General features: G+C 77.8%; 2 protein-coding genes and 2 pseudogenes. All 4 read left to right on the forward strand.

Annotated features, from left to right (window positions below; all coding sequences use genetic code 11):
• Positions 1–306, forward strand: a pseudogene (locus tag E1211_RS31050) (hypothetical protein); the annotation flags it as partial.
• A gap of 194 nt (positions 307–500) precedes the next feature.
• Positions 501–1,301 (forward strand): SGNH/GDSL hydrolase family protein, encoded by an 801-nt coding sequence (locus tag E1211_RS31055; protein ID WP_132353641.1) that lies wholly within the window; start codon positions 501–503, stop codon positions 1,299–1,301.
• Positions 1,302–1,426: 125 nt separating this feature from the next.
• Positions 1,427–3,949, forward strand: coding sequence for an FtsK/SpoIIIE domain-containing protein (locus tag E1211_RS31060; protein ID WP_132353643.1), 2,523 nt, complete (start codon positions 1,427–1,429; stop codon positions 3,947–3,949).
• Positions 3,950–3,952: 3 nt separating this feature from the next.
• A pseudogene (locus tag E1211_RS31065) lies at positions 3,953–4,183 on the forward strand (hypothetical protein); the annotation flags it as partial.

A 4,183-nucleotide genomic window follows, 5' to 3' on the forward strand; every position in this document is an offset into this window, starting at 1 on the left:
GTACCCGCGGTGCGGCGCCCGATGCGCCGGGTCGCCTCCTCGGCGGCCCGGGTGGTACGCCCGGCGGCGACCCTGGCCCGCGCGGTGCGGCCCGCCCGGACCGTCGTTCCGGTGCCGCGCCCGGTCACCGCCGGCGGGGCCGGCCGACGGCCGGTGCCACGTCCCGCCGCCGGCCGACCCGCACCCGCGCACCTTCCGCACCGGCCTCCGGCGGTGCACCCCGCCCCGCCGCTCGGGGCCGCCGTGCTGCCGAGCGGCGCCCTCGGTGTCGCGGCTGCCCGGGACGTGACCCCGGCCGGGCGGTAGCTGCCGGTGCGCGCCCGGCCGGCCTCGGCGACCGGGGCCGGGCGGTAGCCGGCCGGGCGCTCGTCGACGCCGGCTGACCGCCGGTTCCCCCGATCGAAGAATTTCGATAGCATTACCGCCTGGTAACAACCGGTCCACCCCTGGCCACGCGCGCGGTCACGGATCCCACCACCCCTGCCCTGTGGAGGTCCGTCATGTCACACCGCCCGCTGGCGCGCGCCCTCGCCGCGCTGGCCACCCTGGTCGCCACCGCTCTCGCCGCGGTGTTCGTCGTACCCGGCACGGCGCAGGCCGCCGCCGTCAACTACGTCGCGCTCGGCGACTCGTACTCCTCCGGCGTCGGCGCCGGCCCGTACGACTGGTCCACCTGCCTGCGCAGCCAGAAGTCGTACCCCCCGCTCTGGGCCGCCGCCCACGGCGCGAACAGCTTCGCGTTCCCCGCCTGCGGTGGCGCGGTCACCGCCGACGTGATCGGCGGCCAGGTCGACGCGCTCGGCGCGAGCACCACCATGGTCACCATCACCATCGGCGGCAACGACGCCGGCTTCGTCGACGTCATCACCAGTTGTCGGTTCGGCACCACCGCGACCTGCACGAACGCGGTGAACGAGGCGCGCGCGTTCACCACCGGCACGCTGCCCGGCCGGCTCGACACCACGTACGCGGCCATCCGTGACCGGGCGCCCAACGCCCGGCTGATCGTGCTCGGCTATCCACGGTTGTTCGAGCTGAACTCCTGCGGCTGGCTCGCCATGAGCGTCTACAAGCGAACCATCCTCAACCAGGCCGCCGACCTGCTCGCCACGGTCATCGCCGGCCGGGCGGCCGCGGCCGGCGCCACGTTCGTCGACACCCGGCCCTACTTCGCCGGGCACGGCGTCTGCGCGGGCGACCCGTGGATCCACGACATCAGCGGTGTCATCGAGGCGTACCACCCGGATGCCGACGGCTACCGCCACGGCTACCTGGCGGCGTTGAACTCGGTCACCGGCTGATCCGCGACGGCGGTCGGCGGCCCGGGGTGGCCGCCGGCCGCCGCGACGCGCACCCGCTGTGCGGTGGCGGCACCGCCACCGTCCGTTATGGTCGTCGCGGACGGCCGTGGCGTGGGAGGCGGACAGTGGGCAGGCTCGCGTCGACGTACCGGCAGGCGGTCGCGGCGCACCACGCGGCCCGCGCCCACCTCGACGTGGTCCGCGACGCGCTGCGGGCCGTGCCCGTGCCGGCCCCCGCGCCGGGCGTCGGCGAACTGGTCAGCCGACTCGGCGAGGTCGGCGCCGCGGTCACCGCCCCGGACTCCGGGACGGCCCCGCTCGCCGACACGGCGGTCGCCATCCGGCTCGGAGCGGCGTTCACCCCGGAGGGCGCGTTCCCGGCGCTGGTCCCGCTCGGTGGCGGCCGGCACCTGGCCATCGACACCGACGCCCGCGATCCCCGGGTGGCCCGGCTGCTGCGGTCGCTGGTGGTGCGGCTGCTGGCCGCCGCGCCGCCCGGTGAGGTCCACGTGGTCGGCATCGACACCTCGGCGCCGAACATGTTCGGGCCGCTGCGCCCGCTTGTCGACGCCGGTGTGCTCGCCCCGCCGGCCTGCACCGACGCCGAGGTGGGCGCGCTGCTCGACACCGCCGAGCGGCACGCCCGCACCGCCCGGCTCGCCCCCGGTGGCGGCCTGCTGCTGGTGGTCGCGGCCGGCCCGGCGGCGCGGGAGCCGGACCGGCTCGCCGCGCTCACCCAGGCCGACGCCCGGGCCGCGCTCTGCGTCCTGGCCGCCGGCCGGCAGCGCCGACCCGACGGCGAACCGGCGCCGTCGCTCGGCTCCGCCACCCTCGTGCGGCTGACCGAGCGGTACGCCTACGTCGGCGATCCGCCCGGCACCCCGTTCAGCGCCGACGGCGGCGGTCTCGCGGCCCCCGTGCTGCTCGACGGCGACCCACCGGTCGCCACCGTGCGCGCGCTGGCCGGGCGGCTCGGCGAGGCCGCGCGCCGCGCCGACGAGAGGCGCTTCGCCGAGCTGCTACCCGAGCGGCGGTGGGTGGAGTCGTCCGGCGCGGGCCTGCAGACCGTCGTCGGTCGCAGCGGTCCCGCTCCGGTGACCGTCACGTTCGACGACACCACACCGCACTGGCTGGTCGGCGGCGGAGAGCTCGCCACCACGGACTCCTTCCTGACCGGTCTGCTCCACGGGCTGGCCGCCCGCCACGCCCCGACCGAGCTCCAGCTCTACCTGCTCGGCTTCCCCGGGGGCGTGAGCTTCGCCGAGTTCGGGCCGACCGGACGCGACCCGTCCTGGCTGCCCCACGTGCGGGCGCTCGGTGTCGAGTCCGACCGCGAGTACGCGGTGACGGTCCTGCGTGAGCTGCGGCGGGAGGTGCGCCGTCGGGCCACAGTGCTCAAGCGGCAGGGCGTCACCCGCTTCGCCGACCTGCCCCGCGACCCCCCGCTGCCGCGGATCGTGGCGGTGATCGACGAGTTCCCCGTCCTGCTCGCCGGCGGCGACGAACCGGCCCGCGAGTCGGCGAGCCTGCTGGGGGAGCTGCTGCGCGGCGGCGGCGGGTGCGGGGTACACCTCGTGCTGGCCGGCCGCGACGCGGCGGGTGTGGCGGCGCTGCGAGGAGACAGCGCGGCGCCGGCCGGCCGGGTCGCGCTCGGCGGCGCCGGGGTGCTCGACCCGGCCAACGAGGCGGCCGAGGGGCTGCCGCACGGCGTGGCCGTGGTCAACGTCGGCGCGGGCGCGGCCGGCGCCGACACCGTCGTCCGCCTCCCCGGCGCGGACGCCACCGCCGCGACGGTGACCCGGCTCCGGCACGAGCTGTGGCGGGCCCGGCCGTCCGGATCGTCCCCACCCGCCGTCTTCCGGGGTTACGAGAACACCCGGATCGAGCAGGACGCCACCTACGCCGGGCTGCGGCCGGGCGGACGCCGCCCGCTGGCCCTGGTCGGGCGGACCGTCGACGTGCACGTCAGCAGCGCGATGTTCATCATGGACACCACACCGGGGCGGCATCTGGGCGTGGTGGGCTCCGCACCGGCCGGCGCGGACGTGCTGCGCGCCGCGACGCTGAGCCTGGCCCGCCAGCACCTGCCGGGACAGTGCCGGTTCCTGCTCGCCCCGCTGGTGGCCGGCGCCGACCCGGTGGCCGACGAGACCACCGCCGCGCTGACCGCCGGCGGCCACCCTGTCGAGCAGCTCGACGCGGACGGCCTGCGGGCACGCCTCGCCACGCTGGCGGACCCGACCCCGCCGGACCCGCCTCCGGCGGGCCGGACCTTCCTCGTCGCGTTCGGGATGGACGGTGCCGCGACGGTGCTCGGCGCGGCGACCGCGCGGACCTCCCGGCACGGCCGGGACGACCTGCGTGCCGTGCTCCGGCACGGTCCGGGCCGCGGGGTGCACCTGCTCGGCTGGTGGCGCGACGCGCGCCGGCTCGCCGACGACGTGGGCGACGCCCGGGACGGCGACGGCGTCGCCTGCCTGGTCGCCCTCGACGTCTCCGGCGGGGAGCTGCGACGGCACCTCGGGCTCCGCGACGTCACCTACACGCCCCGACCGGACCGGGCGCTGCTGGTGGACCGGCACGACCGGCGGGTGCGGCTCATCGTGCCCTTCGCCCGGCCCGCGCACGACCTCGCCGGTGGAGGCTGAGCGGTGACCTTCGAGGAGTACGCGCAGCTGGCCCGCCAGCTCGCCGAGCGGCGGCGCTCCGGCGACCGGGGTTCCGCCGCCGCCGAGCCCCACCGCGACCTGCACGCCGCCGCCGACATCCTCGACGGCCGCTTGACGGCGCAGGGGAAGCGCCTCGACCTGCTCGGCCGCGCGATCGGCGAGCCGGCCGCCCCTGCCGTACCGGTCGTGCCCGGCAGCACGTCGGGGGAGTCG

Origin of the sequence: Micromonospora sp. 15K316 (assembly GCF_004348525.1) — a bacterium.
Taxonomy (GTDB): domain Bacteria; phylum Actinomycetota; class Actinomycetes; order Mycobacteriales; family Micromonosporaceae; genus Micromonospora.

What these genes read in the sequence shown, in the direction of transcription:
- E1211_RS31055 (WP_132353641.1), top strand. Translation starts at nt 501, where the DNA reads ATGTCACACCGCCCGCTGGCGCGCGCCCTCGCCGCGCTGGCCACCCTG.